This window comes from Paraburkholderia sp. UCT31 (genome assembly GCF_014397655.1).
Taxonomy (GTDB): domain Bacteria; phylum Pseudomonadota; class Gammaproteobacteria; order Burkholderiales; family Burkholderiaceae; genus Paraburkholderia; species Paraburkholderia tuberum.
On the sequence record NZ_VZQP01000047.1, the window covers coordinates 52,551 to 68,697 of the forward strand.

Below are 16,147 nucleotides of genomic sequence, written 5' to 3' on the forward strand. Positions count from 1 at the left end.
CGGCTGGGAACGCCGTCCGCAATCAATGAGGCTGTGTCGTTCGAACGACCGCTCCGCTCAGATACCGACCCTCGGAACTGCAACAGGGCCACCGGCGGCAAAGGGTCGTGAAGACTCATTCATCCACGACGTAGCTGACATTCACGGGCACCGGGTTCCGAACGTCAGCAAAGCGACCTGCAGCCGCCGCACGTCGCCCGACCGGCGAGCGTCAGCTAAGGCCGATGAAGCACCGTTCGTCCTCGCGAATTGAATGGCCGCTTGCTGGGGCGGATTCCGACATCTGAACGTCCGCGCAACGGTGCGGGCGAACGACGCTTCATGGCCGACTGTACGCGTTCACCCGTCAGCACCATAAGCCGACGTTCAGAAGCATTCGCTGCGCCTAAGGCAGTTTTGCGGCGTCGCAGCCTTGTGAGTGCAACCGGCCACGGAAGGACGGTCGACGGTATCCAATGAATGACGGTTCATCCGTTAATTTCCGCCGTTGGTCGAGGTTTTTCGGAGGTCGCTTGAGGGTCCGAGTGCAGCCAGTTGTGATCACGCTTGGCCGCTCCAGCCCCGGAGAATACTATCGCGCGAAAGAAAGCTACTGCGGCGCTCAAGCCACCTTGCGTACGCTACTCCAGGACCACAATTCGGTAGGCGACAATGCTTTCGAGAAGAGGAAACCTTGCAGTTCGTCGCAACCAATGTTTCGCAGGATCTGAGCCTGATGCTCGCTCTCGACTCCTTCGGCGACCACTCGGAGGCCCAGTTCGTGGCCGAGCTCGATGATTGCCCGAATAATTGCGAGGTCGGCCGGCGCATCGAGCATGTCTTGCACGAACGCGCGGTCGATCTTGAGGCGATCAAGCGGAAATCGGTTCAGATAGCTGAGGCTTGAGTAACCGATACCGAAATCGTCGAGGGATAGCTTGACTCCAAGCTTGCGGATCGCCTGGATCGTGGTGAGATAGTTCTCCGCGTTGTCCATCAACACCGTCTCAGTGATCTCGAGTTCGAGCCGATCGGGAGCCACGCCGTACCGCTCGAGACTGTCTGCGAGCGAGCTTATCAAGTCTGGATCGCGCAGCTGGATCGCGGACACGTTGATCGAGACGCGCAAATGCGTCAGCCCGCCGGCGTCCCACGCGGCGACCTGTCGGCATGCTTCGTCGGTTACCCAGGCACCGATCGGAATGATGAGTCGTGTGTCTTCGGCGACCGGAATAAACTGCGCAGGCGACACCGTGCCGATCTGCGGGCTGTTCCAGCGCAAGAGCCCCTCAACGGCAACCAGTTCGCCCGTGCGGGCATCGACACACGGCTGGTACGCAAGCCGGAACTCCTGCCTGGTGATCGCCGTGCGCAGGCACGCTTCGAGCGTCAACCGGTAGCGCACGCGTTCGGCCATATCAGGTGCGAAGAACTTGACGAGGTTACGTCCCGCGGCCTTCGCCTGGTACATTGCGGCGTCGGCGTTCTGCATCAGGGTCTCGATGTCCTCGCCATCGTCCGGGAAAAGTGCCACGCCGACACTGCATGACACCGGCAACGCGGCGTCGCCTAGTTCATGCGGCTGACGAACGAGCGGCAACAGACGATCCTCGATCGCACGGGTAACATCCGCCACATTGCTGACACCATTGAGGATTACCGTGAACTCGTCGCCACCGAGGCGGCTGACGGTGTCGTTGGTGCGCACGGCTTGCAGAAGGCGCCGCGCGACCGAGCGCAACAGGTTGTCGCCGATGTGATGGCCAAGCGAATCATTGATGTTCTTGAACCGGTCCAAATCAATGAAGAGCACGCCGACGCGTTGGCCGGCGTGGCGCGCATTGCCGAGTGCGACGCCAAGGCGCTTGATGAACAGCTCGCGGTTCGGCAGTTCCGTTAGCACGTCGTGTTCGGCGAGGAACTGAATGCGCGCCTCGCTCTTCTTGCGGTCCGTGATATCGATCAAGGTGCAGATATAGTGCGACAGGTTCGCCCGCCGGTCGCGCACCGCGCTCACCATTAGCCATGCCGGATAGTCGTTGCCGGCCCGCCTTCGCACCTGCGCTTCGCCATGCCACGCGCTGAGGCGATCGACAGAATCGATAACGGCCGGAAAAATGTCATCTTGCTCCTGCGTTCCAAAGAGGAAAGCAGGCTCCTTGCCCGCCACGTCGTCAGCGCGATATCCGGTCGCTCGATAGAACGATGCATTGGCAGTGACGAGCCGTCGTTGCTCATCCAGAATCAGAATCGCCTCGGATGATGCCTCGAACACCTTGCCCCACAATTCGAGGCGTTGCTCCATCAGCTTGATCTGGTTGATTGGAGTGAATGCAGTCAACACTGCGTCGCGCCCCTGGAAGTCGAGGCGTCGCGCCGACAGCATGGCCCACGTAGGTTCGCTGCCGGCCTTCCAGCGCACCTCGAATTCGTCTACGGCATCTCGGTCCGACAGTTGCTGGAAAAACCGCGCGCGTACCTCCGAGTCGAGACCGAAGCCCCAGGGGTCTACCGTGCAGCCGTTGAGCCAGGCAAGCGCTGGCCGGTTTGCGTGCAGGATCTCATGCCCCGGGATTGACGTGACGACCATCGGCACTGGAGTCGCCTCTACAAGAGCGTATTGCGCGGCCGACGCACGCGCTGTCGCGGCAAGCTCCTTCTGCGCGACGCGCTCGCGGTCAAGCTGCGCGAGCATGTCGTTGAAGCCGCTCACGAGCTGGCCGATCTCGTCCTGACTATGCCATCTGGCGCGCAGCGAGTGGTCTCCTGTGCGGCGCACGGTATCCATCACGCTCGCCAGCTGGCGCAAGGGGCGGGAAATCTGCTGCGCGACGAAGTACACCATGCTCAGGATCGCGCATAACAGAAAAAATGCCGTTCCAAGGTGCAGCCACATGCGCTCAAAGAGGCCGCGCACGCGCTCATGCAGAAGACTTTCGAGCTGGCTGCCGGTGTTACGCCACGCGTCGCTTACGCTCGTTACCAGGCGCTGCTGTGCGGAATCGAGCCGGTTCAGCGTGGCCGCATCCGCGCCAGCGTCAACTGCGGCTCCAGCCATGCGGCGATACGTTTCGACGGCGGCGAGCATGCGTTCGACCGACGGTCCAATCGTGCCGGTCAGTGTGCCGTTCGCGGCCGAAGCTTCAGCATAGTCCGAGCGCAGCCCCTGCAATACTGCGTCGAGCTGTCCCTCCAGCACGAGGTAGCGGGTACGCATCTCATCGTGGCTCATCGATGCGGCGTGAGGGTTCGCGCCGGCATCGTGCAGGTGGCGGCCGATCCGGTTGACGTCGCCGAGCAGCTCCGGGTAGCGCAGAATCGACAGTGACATTGAATAGTAGCTGTCCAGGTCCGGATCCAGAATCAGGTTCGACTGGTTACCGACCCGGGTCACCAGCGCGCGCGTCGCGTCAAGGCCGCGGTCCACCGTCGATGCGCTCGCATGCGGCGCCGAACTTGCTGCGAGTGCATCGCGGACCCGTTCGTTAATAACTGCGCTTTGCATGTTCGCGCCAAAGCGGCGCTCTGCGTCGTCGAGTCTGCTAGCAGTGCTCTTCAATTGGACCGCAGTCTGCGGCTGCCCAGCCCCCGCGAGTGCGAAGTCGATAAGCGCGTCATGCACGGCCGCGACGTAGGCATTCCCGATCAGCTCCTTGTCGGAGAAGTCAATTGCGATGTACTTTTCGCGGATCAGGATGCCGCTGATGTAAAGGACTGCGCTCAAGTCGAGCAGATAAATCAGGAGCAGCTTTCGGCCGACGCGGAGACGTCCGAGAAACCGGAAAAACAGGTTGCGTTTCATGGGCGTGGTCGCTCTATCGCAAAGTTTTCGTCCCACGTGCGGCAAGCCAGGCGTTTCACTGAGTTTCTCCGTGCAGGGAACGTCGGACCTCTGGTTCAGGTCCCACGGCGGGAAGAGCCCCTGATCAAGCTATCGACCGGTTGAAGAACTTCTTTAGTCTTTGCTTAAAACGCCCCATAACGGTGCTAGAAAAGCGACAACACGGTGCGAACATTTCGAAGGAGGGTGCCTTTTGGGCAGTCGTGCAATGGTGCCAGGACTTTGTCATGGCGAGCGCCTTTGGCAGGCCAGCAGTCAATATGCGAATTTTTTCGCTTCCGCGGCCAAGGGGGCGACCATTCGGACGTTGAATCCGCCTCTGCTTCCGGACGTTCGATTGTGAAAGACGGACGGTCCTTCATCGGCCATTGCCGACATTGGGACGGTCTGGGCGGTACGTCAGCAATGCGGCGGATTGCCGACGGTGGTGCCATCGAGCAACCCGATGGCAGCTTCGTGCAACAGCGAACTCACTCTCCCGAGCCGTTTCCGACGCCGAGCCTTCGCAGCGCCTATCCGCTACGCAATCTATATGCGGCCAGAAAACGGTCAGCCTTTCGGTATGGATGCGAAACGCAGCCACCCCGAGGAACTTAAGAAAAGAAATGAATCAAGCTGACAACCAGTTTCGGCCTCAGCGCACCGGTTCAAAATCCACATTCCTTGACATCCCCGGGCTTCGCTCTTCGGATGGAACCGGCGCGAAGCAGGCCGAGCGCAGCGACGTCACCCGGCGTGAGCCCTGGAGCTCGCCTCCAGCGATTTCAGTCCATCTGGCACTTCAATTTCCGGTAGCGGTTTTTCATTGAGCTGCCTGATAGTCGGGCGTGCCACGCGAAGCGCCGCGAGTGCCAACTGCATGACCTCGCGCGGGTGTTCGGCGGACGCCGCGCCCGACAAAACCGTCTCGACGCTCTGACGGATCGCGCCGATCAAAAGGTCCCTCGCAGCACGGACGTTGGTGAACTGGGCGATGCCTTGCTCCCGTGCTCTTGCGAGGTCACGCGGAAGATACACGTCCGTCAACCGTCCGCTGGCCCCGCCACGGATGCCCGTCCTCGTAATAAACGCCCCCCACGCTGGATGCTTGATCGCCACCTGCGTATAGAGCAGGCAGCCTGTCAACACCCGCTCGATGGGATTGTCGATCGCGCCCACACACACCTCGATGCGGGCAATGACCTCGTCGCTCAACTCCGACGTGACTGCGTCGAGCAGTTCGGAGGTCGTCTTGAAGTAGTTGTAGAACGTGCCGCGTGCGACGCCCGCTGCCGCGAGGAAGTCGTCGATCGACGCCGCGTCGGGCCCCTTGGCCGCAAAAACTTCGACGGCCGCGCTCAACAGTTTACGGCGCGTGGATTCCCGTCGCACGGCGCCGGTCCGTACGCGGTGGTCCTCGTTCGCGAGGACGAGGCCCTGGTTGTCGCTTTTCGAATGCTTGGTCATTAGCGCGGTACCCGGGGTTTCCCCCATTGCATGGACGAATTGGTCAACATGACAATAGAGTATGAATTGTACGATATCGTCAGTTTGTGACGATGCCCGACTCAGGAGAAAAATGGTGGCAGACAGGATCGTCGATGTTGCAATTATCGGCTATGGCCCGACGAGTCAGCTACTTGCGCTGATGCTCGGACGCGCGGGGCGCAGCGTGAGCGTGGTCGAGCGTTGGCCCGACCTCTATCCGCTGCCGCGCGCCGTCCATTACGACCACGAAATCGCCCGGCTCTTCCAGGCGGCCGGGGTCATAGATGATATCAACCGCATCGCGGAGGTTACGGACCGCTACCAGTGGCGCAACGCAAGCAACGAAGTTCTGATGGATTTCGACTGGGGCGGCACGGGCCTGAGTGGCTGGCCTGTATCGACGATGTTCGCGCAGCCGGAGCTCGAGCGCGTCCTCGACGGACATGTCAAGGCACTGCCGAATGTCACGGTGCGTCAGGGCTGGTCGGCTAACGCGCTCGTCGAAAAAGCCGACGGCGTGCGCGTCGATATCGAGGCGGGACGGCTGGTGGACGGCAAGTGGGTTGCCGGCGGCGAGAAGGACACGATTCGCGCACGCTATGTGATTGGCGCGGACGGCGCGAACTCGATGGTGCGCAACGCGCTCGGCCTCGAGTTCGAAGATCTCGGTTTCGCGTTCGACTGGCTGGTGGTCGACGTCAAACCGCTTGCGCCGCGCGAGTGGATGCCGAAAACCTGGCAACTGTGCGATCCGGCGCGGCCGACGACCATCGTGCCGGGTGGTCCCGGCCGCCGTCGCTGGGAGTTCATGCTGTTGCCCGGCGAAACCGCGGAGCAGATGAACCTGGACTCGGTTTCGTGGGACCTGCTCGCCCGCTGGAACGTCACGCCCGGCAACGCGGTTCTGGAGCGCCATGCGGTTTATACGTTCCGCGGACGCTGGGCGAAGCAATGGCGTGCGGGCAAGGTCTTGCTGGCGGGCGATGCCGCGCATCTGATGCCGCCGTTCGCGGGGCAAGGCATGTGCAGCGGTCTGCGCGACGCGGCGGCGCTTGCATGGCGGCTCGACGCGATTCTCGCGGGCAAAGGCAGCGACGCGCTGCTCGACAGCTATGGTCCCGAGCGATCGAACCACGTGCGCGAGATCATCAACTTCTCGATCGAACTGGGCAAGGTGATCTGCATCACCAATCCCGACGCGGCCGCCGCACGCGACCTCCAGATGCTGTCCGCGCAGGCGACACCGGGCTTCCGGCCGCCCGAGGCGCCGCGACCGCGTCTCGGCGCGGGATTGTATGAAGCGGAAACACCGGGCAGCGGCTGCCTGACGCCGCAAGGCCTCGTCGAGATCAACGGCCGGCGCGGCCTGTTCGACGATGTGTTCGGCGTTGGCTTCGCCTTGATTGCGACGAATAAAGCCGTGCTCGACGCGCTTAGCTTGACTAACCGGCAGGCGCTGGATGAGCGCGGCGTGATCGTCACGCATTTCGGCGAAGGCGGCTTCGTCGACATCAACGGTGCGTATGCCGACTACTTCGCGCAACTCGGCGTGGCGGCGGTGATCGCACGTCCGGACTTCTACAGCTATGGCGCGGCCCGCACGACTGGCGAACTCGATGCGCTCGTCGACGCCTGGCGGTATGCGATGCAACCCGACACTGAAACCACCCCACAAGGCCAAGAGACCTAAATGACCCAAGAACGCAGGCGCGACCGCCTCGGCATTCATTCGATCGGCGCCTTCAGCATGAGCGTGCCGTCACTCGACGATGCACGGCGCTTCTATACAGCCTTTGGGCTCGACGTCCAATCGGAAGGCCACAAGGGTCTGCTGATCCGCACGTTTGGATCGTCGCATGTGTGGGGCCGCATTAAGGAAGGGCCGCGCAAGAAGATCGACTGGCTCACGCTACACTGCTTCGAGGACGAACTCGACGCGCTGCGCGCGCGTGCCGTGGTGATCGGCGTCGAGATCGTCGCGCCGCCCGAAGGCGCCGAAGCCGGAGGCTTCTGGATTCGCAATCCTGACGGCGTCGCGTTGCAGATCCGCCCCGGCGCCAAGACGACGCTCGACGAAGCGAGCCACGCGAGCCCGGCGCTGCCCGTCAACGGCGTGCGTTGCGCGCCCTACCGTCGCAGCACGAAGCGCATAGAGCCTACGCGGCTCTCGCACATTGCGTTCGCGACACCGAACGTCCCCGCGCAGATCGATTTCTGCGAGCGCGTGCTCGGCCTGCGCCTCTCGGACCGCTCCGGCGACGGCGTTGCGTTCATCCACGCGCCGCACGGCGGCGACCATCACCTGTTCGCCTTCGCAATGAGTTCGGGCCCGGCGCTGCATCACCTGAGCTGGGATGTCCCGACCGTCGAGGAAGTCGGTCTCGGCTACATGCAGATGGCCGCCGCCGGTTACAGCGAAGGCTGGGGCGTGGGCCGTCACGTGCTCGGCTCCAACTACTTCTACTACGTACTGGACCCGTGGGGCAGCTTTTGCGAGTACAGCGCGACGATGGATTTCATCCCCGCTTCGGTGGACTGGGTCGCGGAAGATCACGCGCCGGAGGATGGCATGTACCTGTGGGGTCCCGATCTGCCCGCGATCTTCTTCGCCAATTCGGAACACGGTGTCTGACGCGCAGAGCGCACCCGTCACCATTCAACACTCTTTAGCAGGACTTCAATGAAACTCGTCACTTTTCAATGCCGCGGATATCAATCGATCGGTAAGGTAGAAGGCCAGCAGGTTATCGATCTGCCCGCCAGCGACGGCAGATTGCCCCGCACCATGCTGGAACTGCTGCAGGGCGGCCCCGCGCTCATGCAATACGTCAGGAACGTGCGCATCGAGGACGCCGTCACGTACCCGCTTTCGGACGTGCGACTCGACGCGCCGGTGCCGAACCCGTCGAAGTTCCTCGCGATCGGCATGAACTATCGCCGCCATGTCGAGGAAGCGAAAGCGGCAGGCATCCAGGTGCCGGACAGCCAGGTCTGGTTCAACAAGCAGGTCTCGTGCGTGAGCGGCCCGTTCGACCCCGTGCAAATGCCGAAGGTATCGGACAAGCTCGACTATGAAGCGGAACTGGGCGTCGTCATCGGCCGCCGCTGCCGTCACGTGTCGGAAGCCGAGGCCGCGTCGGTCGTCGCCGGTTATGTCGTGTGCAACGACGTTTCGGTACGCGACTGGCAGATGCGCTCGCCGACGATGATGCTCGGCAAGTCGTTCAACACGCACGGCCCGTTTGGTCCGTGGCTCGTGACGCCGGATGAAATCGCCGATCCGCACGCGCTGCAAATGCGCATGCTCGTGAACGGCGAATGCCGTCAGGAAGTTCGCACCGGCGAGATGATCTACAACGTCTGGCAGCAGATCGCTTATCTCTCGACCGTCATGACGCTCGAACCGGGCGACGTGATCGCGACGGGCACGCCGTCGGGCGTGGGTGGCGCAGCCAAGCCGCCGCGTTTCCTCAATATCGGCGACGTGCTGCGCGTGGAGATCGAGGGCATCGGACACATTGAAAACGTCGTCGTGGCCGAGCCGGTCTGATCGACTCAACGGAGAAAAAATACTTGGCACGTAAAGTCATCATTACCTGTGCAATCACGGGATCGATTCATACGCCGAGCATGTCGCCGCATCTGCCGGTGACGCCCGACGACATCGCACGCGAAGCCATTGCCGCGGCAGAGGCAGGCGCGTCCATTCTGCATCTGCACGCGCGTTATGCCGAAGACGGACGCCCGGCGTTCGACCCGTCGGTGTATCGTCAATTCCTGCCGCGGATTCACGCGGCCACCGACGCGGTGATCAACCTCACCACGGGCGGCGCGGTCAATATGACGCTGGACGAACGCCTCGCCGGCGCGCTCGACATTTCGGCCGAGATGGCGTCCTGCAACATGGGTTCGCTGAACTTCGGGATCTTCCCGGTTCTCGACAAGCTGAAAGAGTTCAAATACTCGTGGGAAAAAGACTTTATCGAAAGCACGCGGCGTGCGATTTTCCGCAATACGTTCGCGGATATCGAAGAAGTATTCGAGCGGCTGGGTGATGCGCACGGCACGCGCTTCGAATTCGAGTGCTACGACGTGGGGCATCTCTACAACCTGAAGCACTTCGTCGATCGCGGGCTCGTCAAAGGTCCGATCTTCCTGCAGTTCGTGCTGGGCATTCTGGGTGGCATTGGCGCGGATCCCGAGAATCTCGTGCACATGAAGCGCATTGCGGACAAGCTGTTCGGCGACAACTATCAGTGGTCAGTGCTCGGCGCCGGCAAACATCAGATGCCGCTGATTACGCAGGCCGCGCTGATGGGTGGCAACGTACGTGTCGGCCTTGAGGATTCCCTCATGATCGGTCCGGGCAAGCTCGCCACCTCGAACGCCCAGCAGGTCGAATTGATTCGCGACGTTCTCACGCGCCTTGGTCTGGAAATCGCGACTCCCGCGGAAGCACGCGAAATGCTCGGCCTCAAGGGTCGCGACAAGACGCGTCTGGACGCAATCAGCCAGTAAGGTAAGCATCGGCGCGCGACGGCATTGCGACTGGCGCACCGTCGCGCGCAATCGGGCAAAAAGGACATATCGATGAATCATGGCGAAGACGCAGACATCATTCGTCAACTCGAAGAAGCGCGATGCGCCGCAATGCTGGCGGGCGACGCGGCCACGCTGCGCGATCTGTTCGAAGAAGGCCTCGTCTATATCCATTCGACAGGCGCGCGCGACAGCCGCGAAAGCTACCTCGACAAGCTCACGAGCGGCGCGATGCGTTACGAAGCAGTGAAGTTCGACTTGAGCGAGATTCAGACGGGTGAACGCTTCGCGCTGGTGTGCGGCTCCATGACGGCGAGCGTGCGCATCGCAAGCGGGACGATAGCGGTTGCGAGTCAGTACGAAGCCGTCTGGATGAGGACGAACGGCACGTGGCGTCTAGGCGTCATTCAGGGTTTTCATTCTGAAGCAGGCGCCGGCCGCCGCTGAAAATCGTTCACGTCAGAAAGAATTCTTCAAGTATACAAACATAGGAATCCCCAGCAAACATCACCGCGAATATTCAGGGAGCTATCGTTGAAAGTGGTGTACGCGGCGTAGGCGGGAGGCAGGAGAAGGCGGTGGCCATTGAAGGAGAATGTTGCTTTCCACGGTAACACTTTCTCAATCGAACTCCACCAGCATCGCGAAACATACTCAGGAAACGAAGAGCGGTCAAACGACGGAAGCGGAAATCAAGGGGGCGCCGGGTCTGGACGATCTGATCCAGCAAGGGGCGCGACGAATCATCCAGCAGGCAATCGAGGCGGAACTGGCGGCGATGCTCGAGCAGTATTCGAATGTGAAGTCGATCGAGGGCCGACGGGCAGTTGTGCGCAACGGCTAGCCGTTCATGCGGCCATGGCTGTTCCCGGTCCGTTGATCAACGCAAGGACCTTGCGCTGCCGCTCGTTCGAGGGCAGTTGCAGGAGCCTTTGCTGACTCGCATGCAGGGACGCGCGTGTCTCGAACGGAGCGCCGGCCAATACCTCTGCTGGCGCCAGTTCGTTCAGCGCGTCCTGCGTCGTGACCAGGAAAGCATGGACCTCGGTTCTCAACGCCCCCCGAAGGGCGAGCAGCGGCTTCGCCCGAGACAACGGACCGTCGTGCTTCCGCGGCGGTTGTCGCCTCGTCGGCAAATCAGGGTGTTCACCGGTAGTGGAAGGACACGCCGGCCACCCAGTATTTTAGTAGACGGCTGGAACGCCGGGTGGGCGGTGTTTGAAGCGTCGATGCACCCAGTAATACTGTTCCGGAAATCGCAAAATCTGAGCCTCAAGAAACGCGTTCATTCTCCGCGCATCGTCCGTGTCACTCCCTGATGGGAAATCGCAGAGCGGCTCGAAGATGGTCAATTTATATCCTTTGAAATTCGGCAGCACCTCCGTCACGAACGGCACAACGCGCGCATGGCCCAGTCTTGCAAGCCGCGAGACGGATGTCAGCGTGCAGGCGGGAACGCCGAAGAATGGGACAAAAACAGAGTTGTTGATACCGTGATCCATGTCCGCTGCGAGCATGACTGGTTTGCCAGAACGAAGTATTCCCACGATCTTTCTGGCGCTCGTCGAACGTTCGATCATATCCGCGCCAAACCTGCCGCGCTGTCGCCTTGCAAGGTCGCAGAGGCGCGTGTTCGACATGCGTGTGTACAGTGCTGCGACAGGTGGCTGCATCGAGTACAGCATGCATCCGATCTCGATGCCCACGAAGTGGAACCCCATAAAGATGGTAGGTGGCGCATCCCTGTCTTCGAGATCAATCCTGCTTTCGATCTGGACAATATTCTTTATCGTTTTTGCACTACCGAACCATTGAATGCCTCGTTCGAGATAGCTGCGGATAACCTGCTGGAAATGTTCTTTGGCAAGATCGTGGTGCTCGCGGTCGGTCTTTTCTGGAAAGCAAAGGCGTAGATTGACAAATACAACATGTTTGCGGCGACTTGGAAGCGCATACAAAGCTGCACCAGGCGCGCTGCCAAGCCTCGCGACCAAAGGGTACGGAAGCACAGAGAATGCTCGCAACAGCATTACGACGAGGAGGTAACCGAGTCGTGCCACGATCTTTCCTGCGTGTAGTGGATGGTTGCGCCAGGCGGGAATGTTGTCATGCGCTGACAACGGACACTTGAAAGCGGCCTTTGCCACAATCTCGCGCCGAGCGGCTGAAGTCGGTCGGTCACGGAAGCTCAAGCCTAACGCGTCGGAGCGGGCCGGTCGAACGATTTCGAATTTCCGGGGGCTCGGCCAGTGCCATTCGCTTCTCCATTCAATATGGACGGTGCGCATGGCACAATCGGCTTGGGCTGCTACTCCTCGCTAGACTTCAGGTTCCGACATGATGCGTGCCAACCAACTATCAGGCTGTGTCGCTACCTTGGCTGTCGTCTTGTCGCCGGCTGTAATGCTGTCGATAAGAGGGGGCACCGGCTACTGCTTTTTCGTTATTTTCGCGCTCGCTCTGGCCTACCTTGGCAAAGCCGGGCATCGGCGTTGCGCGGCGGCGCTGTTTCGCGAGCACCGGCTCTTCGTGCTGGGTCTGATCGGCATGCCGGCGGTCGTGCTGTTCCAGATAGCGGTTTTTCGAAGCAGCACGTTCCCGGCATTGGATCCATTCCTGCGGCTGGCTCTCGTCGTCCCGAGTTTTTTCTATCTGGGGTCGCTGGCGTACCGGCAACTCCGCCTCGTGCAGTGGGGATTTGTGGCGGGCGCACTGGGCGTCGGTACGTGGGCCATCTACGCGCAATTTCATCCAGCCGTCTGGGTCATCCCCGGTCGCCTCGGCAATTCATTTACCAACCCGATCCCTTTCGGCGACACAGCATTGCTGCTCGGCTTCCTGTCGATTGTGTCGATTACGCGAGGCAGGCGCGCACGCATAACTGAGGTGGCGATCAAGATTGCGGCGTTTCTGCTCGGCGGATATGCGTCATATCTGTCGGGCTCGCGCGGGGGCTGGATTGCGGTGGCGCTGCTCGTATGGACAACCGTCGGCGGCCGGCACTGGCTAGCCAGCAGGCGGGCACGCATTACATTGAGCTGTGCGATCGTGGCGTTTTTCGTGGCACTCGGATCCAGCAGCATGGTTCGCCAGCGGGTCGACGCGACCGTGTCCGACATCAAGGCAATGCAGCAAGGCAAGATCGATACTTCGCTTGGGCTGCGCCTTCAATTGTGGCGCGCGTCCGCGCTCCTGTACTCGCGCCATCCGGCGTTTGGCGTGGGGCGCGGCCGTCTGGAGGAGGCGCTGAACGAGCTTGCCCAACGCGGCGAGGCGCCGCGGGCGATCGTCAACGCGGGCGCACATAGCGAGTTCTTTTCGACGCTTTCCCAAATGGGAACGGTGGGCGTGGCCGCACTGCTGCTTCTGTACGTCGGGACCTTTACACCGTTCTGGCGGAACCGGCTCAGCGCGGACGGCGAAATCGCTACCGCATCGTATCTGGGACTCGCCGTGGTTGGCAGTACGATCATCTTCGGGTTGACGATCGACGCGTTGACGCTCGTGATGAGCGCAGCCTTTTTCGCGCTGAATGTAGCAACACTGCTTGCGTGCATCGAGGCGCGCAAGCGGGAAATCGGGGAAGTCGACAACTCACGTGCGCTGAAGCTGGAACGGCCTCCGCGAACAATTCTCGTGGCCTGCCCACGTCGCATAGGCGATGTGTTGATGGTGACACCGCTTATCCGGTCGATGAAGACGCAATGGCCCGAAGCCATGATAGACATGATCGTGTTTCGGGGTACAGAGGGGGTACTTGAGCACAACCCGGACCTGCGCCGCGTCATTACTGTCGCTCAGCGCGTCCCGCTGCGTGAGCGAATTGCCGACGCGGCGGGGATCTGGCGGCGTTACGATCTGGCCTGCGCAGCCACCGACTCCGATCGCGCACTGATTTATACGTGGCTTGCCGGTCGCAAACGGATCGGGCTCGTCAATGCCGATCGTGTGAAGTGGTTTGCTCGCCTCATGCTTCACCGTATTGCGCTCGACTGGCAACTGCAGGCACACGTGGTGTCGAACACCCTGGAACTGGCGCTGCTGGTGGGTGTGACGCCGCGTGCGGAGGTGGTCGCACCGGGCATCGGTCCCGATCTCGAGCGCAGAGCCCGGTTCGAGGCGCGGCTCAATGCGCCGCCCGGCGCGAAGCCGGGGCAGCCCATGGTCGTGCTGCATCTGTGCCCCAAGTACGGGTATAAGCAATGGACCGTCGATGGCTGGGCCGCAACGATCCGCTGGCTGCGCGCGCATGGCTTTGCCGTCGCGCTGAGCGGAGGACCGGCGCAGGCCGAGCGCACGTATGCCGCGCAGGTGGTAGTGGCGGCTGGCGAGCCGGTCCTGAATCTTGTCGGTGAGCTGACGTTCGGCGAAACGGCGGAAATGATCCGGCGCGCGAAGCTCTTCATTGGTCCCGATACGGGTACCACGCACGTTGCGGCCGCATGCGGCACGTTGACGATCGCGCTGTTCGGCCCAGGCGACCCGGTTCGCTGGGGCCCGTGGCCATGGAACTGGCCGGTGGGTAAGGCGCCATGGGCTCGACGTGGCTCAGGCCTGCGCGGCAACGTGTACCTGTTGCAGGGGGAGAGCGAATGCGTTCCGTGCCGGCAGGAAGGGTGCGGCCGGCACAAGGAAAGCACAAGCGATTGTCTGACCGGCCTGCGGGCAAGCCGCGTGATTCCTGTCGCTGCGCAACTGCTTGGTATTCAAGCGCCGACACAGGCTAAGATCGTCGACATCAGCCGATAGACGCGCCCTGTGGACGTTGTCTGAAGGGCCGGACTTACAATGAGATGCAGATAAAATAAATACACTTTGACGGCATAGCAGTTCAAGCGAAGACTATTCAACTGCATGCTCGTGGCCAGCGCGCTTTGCGACAACGCTATGCGCCTGTGTAGTAATAATATGGGCCTTGAATAATCCGTAAAAACAACGAAAGTTGCGACAGCGGACGTTGCTGCTCCGGTTCTGCGACGATTCACGAGTGTCCGCCCCGTGAATTTGCCGGCCGACATGGCCGCACGAATGACGGTTGTACTTTGGGAACAGCCATTGATGGAGAGCCGACCCGAAGGGCCGCAGTGGGTCGCGTGCTGCCGCTCGTGGCACGCACGGGTCGATCGCACGACGATCGGCAAAGTACGGCCATCTCCAGCCGTTCGCCTGATACCGTGCGCTTTCTTCGGAAGCCCAAGAGGAATCACTTGCGCACACCGGATCGCGTTGTTCATCCTGTTCGGCACGCAACCGACCACGACCGATGACACCAGAAGTACGACGTAGTTGTGCGGGAAATGCCCCGAGATATACTTTCCGCATGGAACTCGACCCCCGCGACCTCGATAAAATCAGTGCCGTCACGTTGCAGCACTACGACGCGCACGCGGAAGATTTCCGCAACGGCACGTACGACCACGACGTCACGCAGAACATCGCGGCGCTCCTGCACCATATCGAAGTCGAGCCGCCTCTTACGATCCTGGATTTCGGCTGCGGGCCGGGGCGAGATCTCAAGGCCTTCACTACACTCGGCCATTGCGCGGTCGGCCTCGATGGCGCCGAGCGCTTCGTTGCGATGGCGCGTGACGCGACTGGCTGCGACGTCTGGCAGCAGGATTTCCTGCATCTCGATTTGCCGGCCGCGCACTTTGACGGCATTTTCGCCAACGCCGCGCTGTTCCATGTCCCGAGTCAGGCGTTGCCGCGCGTGTTGCGGCAATTGCACGCGACGCTGAAGCCCGGCGGCGTGCTGTTCAGCTCCAACCCGCGCGGCACGAATCAAGAAGGCTGGAGCCACGGCCGCTACGGCGTCTTCCATGATTTCGAAGCATGGCGCCGATATATGGCGGACGCAGGCTTCGTCGAAATTGAGCACTATTACCGGCCCGCCGGCTTGCCGCGTGAGCGGCAGCCGTGGCTAGCCAGCGTGTGGCGCAAGCCGGTTGCCTGAAACGCCAAGGGGCTGTTCCACAGTATGGCCGCGCTGGGCTTGGCAGATGCTTGCGTTCAAGCCGCTCTGATGCAGCGCAAAGCAGCCGATTTGCAACAGTGTCCATCGCGCAGAGAAACGGCCAGTCGTGGATCTCAGACAATCGGCAGAAGCGGGGACGCCTGTCGTCGACCGCGGCAGGCAGAGGGCGGCCAGCTGCGGTCGCCCATCGGCCGTAGACGGCAGGGTTCTGTCGCGCTAACGCACTGCGCTAGAATTCGCATTTTTCCATGGATCACGATCGAGATGGCCAAGACGAAAAAGTCCTCGCGTGCGACGCTGCCTGCGGGTATCAGCAAGGTTCTCAAGCGCCTGCACTATCCGTTGGA

The 16,147-nt window shown here is 61.5% G+C and carries 11 protein-coding genes and 3 pseudogenes; 10 read left to right on the forward strand and 4 right to left on the reverse strand.

What is annotated here, in order from left to right; translation table 11 throughout:
* Positions 1-601 precede the first annotated feature (601 nt).
* Positions 602-3,781 carry an EAL domain-containing protein gene (locus F6X40_RS30975; protein ID WP_187630444.1) on the reverse strand — a complete coding sequence of 1,060 codons (3,180 nt, stop codon included), beginning with the start codon at positions 3,779-3,781 and terminating at the stop codon, positions 602-604.
* Between the two features lie 765 nt (positions 3,782-4,546).
* The gene (locus tag F6X40_RS30980; RefSeq protein ID WP_187630445.1) at positions 4,547-5,266 is read right to left on the reverse strand and encodes a TetR/AcrR family transcriptional regulator; all 720 of its coding nucleotides are present in this window, start codon (positions 5,264-5,266) and stop codon (positions 4,547-4,549) included.
* Between the two features lie 112 nt (positions 5,267-5,378).
* Between F6X40_RS30980 and F6X40_RS30985 the strand changes: the two genes are divergently transcribed.
* From F6X40_RS30985 to F6X40_RS31010, 6 genes and pseudogenes are all read left to right on the forward strand, one after another.
* A complete protein-coding gene (locus F6X40_RS30985; RefSeq protein ID WP_187630446.1) occupies positions 5,379-6,977 on the forward strand; it encodes a bifunctional 3-(3-hydroxy-phenyl)propionate/3-hydroxycinnamic acid hydroxylase in 1,599 nt (532 codons plus the stop codon).
* Positions 6,978-7,919: a VOC family protein gene (locus F6X40_RS30990; protein WP_187630447.1), complete on the forward strand. Its 942-nt coding sequence runs from the start codon at positions 6,978-6,980 to the stop codon at positions 7,917-7,919. It begins immediately after the preceding gene.
* A gap of 48 nt (positions 7,920-7,967) precedes the next feature.
* Positions 7,968-8,837 (forward strand): fumarylacetoacetate hydrolase family protein, encoded by an 870-nt coding sequence (locus F6X40_RS30995; protein WP_187630448.1) that lies wholly within the window; start codon positions 7,968-7,970, stop codon positions 8,835-8,837.
* Positions 8,838-8,860: 23 nt separating this feature from the next.
* Entirely contained in the window at positions 8,861-9,805 is a 945-nt protein-coding gene (locus tag F6X40_RS31000; RefSeq protein ID WP_187630449.1) for a 3-keto-5-aminohexanoate cleavage protein, read from the forward strand.
* 72 nt (positions 9,806-9,877) lie between these two features.
* The gene (locus F6X40_RS31005) at positions 9,878-10,273 is read left to right on the forward strand and encodes a nuclear transport factor 2 family protein (RefSeq protein ID WP_187630450.1); all 396 of its coding nucleotides are present in this window, start codon (positions 9,878-9,880) and stop codon (positions 10,271-10,273) included.
* Positions 10,274-10,421: 148 nt separating this feature from the next.
* A pseudogene (locus tag F6X40_RS31010) lies at positions 10,422-10,667 on the forward strand (IS256 family transposase); the annotation flags it as partial.
* A gap of 7 nt (positions 10,668-10,674) precedes the next feature.
* Here the strand turns inward: F6X40_RS31010 and F6X40_RS31015 are convergent.
* Together F6X40_RS31015 and F6X40_RS31020 are read right to left on the reverse strand one after the other, a co-directional pair.
* Positions 10,675-10,920 (reverse strand): hypothetical protein, encoded by a 246-nt coding sequence (locus tag F6X40_RS31015; protein WP_187630451.1) that lies wholly within the window; start codon positions 10,918-10,920, stop codon positions 10,675-10,677.
* Positions 10,921-11,010: 90 nt separating this feature from the next.
* Positions 11,011-11,886 (reverse strand): lipid A biosynthesis lauroyl acyltransferase, encoded by an 876-nt coding sequence (locus tag F6X40_RS31020; RefSeq protein WP_187630460.1) that lies wholly within the window; start codon positions 11,884-11,886, stop codon positions 11,011-11,013.
* A gap of 487 nt (positions 11,887-12,373) precedes the next feature.
* Between F6X40_RS31020 and F6X40_RS42735 the strand changes: the two are divergent.
* The 4 genes and pseudogenes from F6X40_RS42735 to F6X40_RS31035 form a co-directional block, all read left to right on the forward strand.
* A pseudogene (locus F6X40_RS42735) lies at positions 12,374-13,174 on the forward strand (O-antigen ligase family protein); the annotation flags it as partial.
* A 255-nt stretch (positions 13,175-13,429) separates the two neighbouring features.
* A complete protein-coding gene (locus F6X40_RS42740) occupies positions 13,430-14,575 on the forward strand; it encodes a glycosyltransferase family 9 protein (RefSeq protein WP_262421606.1) in 1,146 nt (381 codons plus the stop codon).
* 571 nt (positions 14,576-15,146) lie between these two features.
* A complete protein-coding gene (locus F6X40_RS31030; protein ID WP_187630453.1) occupies positions 15,147-15,779 on the forward strand; it encodes a class I SAM-dependent methyltransferase in 633 nt (210 codons plus the stop codon).
* 285 nt (positions 15,780-16,064) lie between these two features.
* A pseudogene (locus F6X40_RS31035) lies at positions 16,065-16,147 on the forward strand (IS6 family transposase); the annotation flags it as partial.

Coding starts and splice junctions, on each gene's coding strand:
- F6X40_RS30985 (WP_187630446.1), top strand. CDS start 5,379: ATGGTGGCAGACAGGATCGTCGATGTTGCAATTATCGGCTATGGCCCG.
- F6X40_RS30975 (WP_187630444.1), bottom strand. CDS start 3,781: ATGAAACGCAACCTGTTTTTCCGGTTTCTCGGACGTCTCCGCGTCGGC.
- F6X40_RS31030 (WP_187630453.1), top strand. CDS start 15,147: ATGGAACTCGACCCCCGCGACCTCGATAAAATCAGTGCCGTCACGTTG.
- F6X40_RS30980 (WP_187630445.1), bottom strand. CDS start 5,266: ATGACCAAGCATTCGAAAAGCGACAACCAGGGCCTCGTCCTCGCGAAC.
- F6X40_RS30990 (WP_187630447.1), top strand. CDS start 6,978: ATGACCCAAGAACGCAGGCGCGACCGCCTCGGCATTCATTCGATCGGC.
- F6X40_RS30995 (WP_187630448.1), top strand. CDS start 7,968: ATGAAACTCGTCACTTTTCAATGCCGCGGATATCAATCGATCGGTAAG.
- F6X40_RS31005 (WP_187630450.1), top strand. CDS start 9,878: ATGAATCATGGCGAAGACGCAGACATCATTCGTCAACTCGAAGAAGCG.